1 protein-coding gene is annotated in these 1133 nt (G+C 73.4%); it reads left to right on the plus strand.

Annotated elements, in window-relative coordinates:
• The coding region (locus tag F6X38_RS23190; protein ID WP_150974098.1) for a methyl-accepting chemotaxis protein at nt 1-1133 on the plus strand (1133 nt) is incomplete at both ends.

A 1133-nucleotide genomic window follows, 5' to 3' on the forward strand; every position in this document is an offset into this window, starting at 1 on the left:
ACCGGCGGCTGGAAGCGGAGGCGGCGGAAGCGCAGCAGGCGCAGGCGCTGAGCCGCGACCGGCAGGCGGCGATCGACACGGCGAAGGCGGAGGACCTGCGGGTGCTGGTGACGGCGGTCGAGATGGGGTTCGACAAGCTGGCCGCGGGCGACCTGACGGTGCGGATGACGGGATCGGTGGCGCCGGAGTTCGAGCCGATCCGCACGAAGTTCAACGACGCGGTCGGCTCGCTGGAGGACGCGATCGGCTCGGTGGTCGGCGCGGTCGGCACGATCCGCACCGGGCTCGGCGAGATCACGGTGGCGGCGGGGGATCTGTCGCAGAGGACCGAGCAGCAGGCGGCGAGCCTGGAGGAAACGGTGGCGGCGCTGTCGGAGGTGACGCGCGGCATCAACGACACGGCGGCGAGCGCGGCGCAGGCGCAACAAACGGCGCACGCGACGCAGGGCACGGCCGAGAAGGGCGGCGCGATCGTCGGGCAGGCGGTGGCGGCGATGACCGCGATCGAGCGGTCCTCGGCCGAGATCGGCAAGATCATCGGGGTGATCGACGAGATCGCCTTCCAGACCAACCTTCTCGCCCTCAATGCCGGGGTCGAGGCGGCGCGGGCCGGCGAGGCGGGGCGTGGCTTCGCGGTGGTGGCGCAGGAGGTGCGCGGTCTGGCGCAGCGCTCGGCCGAGGCGGCGAAGGAGATCAAGGATCTGATCTCGACCTCGTCGGGGCAGGTCAGCCAGGGGGTGGACCTCGTGACGGCATCGGGCCGGTCGCTGGACGAGATCGTCGCGGGGGTGGGGAACCTGGCGAGCGTGATCGCGGCGATCGCGCGCTCGGCGAAGGAGCAGGCGGTGAGCCTGAAGGAAGTCTCGACGGCGGCGGACCAGATGGACAAGGTCACGCAGCAGAACGCGGCGATGGTGGAGGAGACCACGGCGGCGGCGCAATCCTTGAGCAGCGAGACCGAGGAACTGGCCGGGCTGACGGAGCGGTTCCGCACCCGGGCCACGGGCGGCCGGGCCGGCTCGGCGCCGCCGCGCGCCGCGCCGCGTCCCGCCGCAGCGGCGCCGGCCCACAGGCCCACGCCCGCACCCGTCGTGCAGATGAAGCACAGCGGCCAGGGCGGCGCCGCACCGAAG

Source organism: Plantimonas leprariae (assembly GCF_008802405.1).
In the GTDB taxonomy this organism is placed as follows: Bacteria; Pseudomonadota; Alphaproteobacteria; order Rhizobiales; family Rhizobiaceae; genus Plantimonas; species Plantimonas leprariae.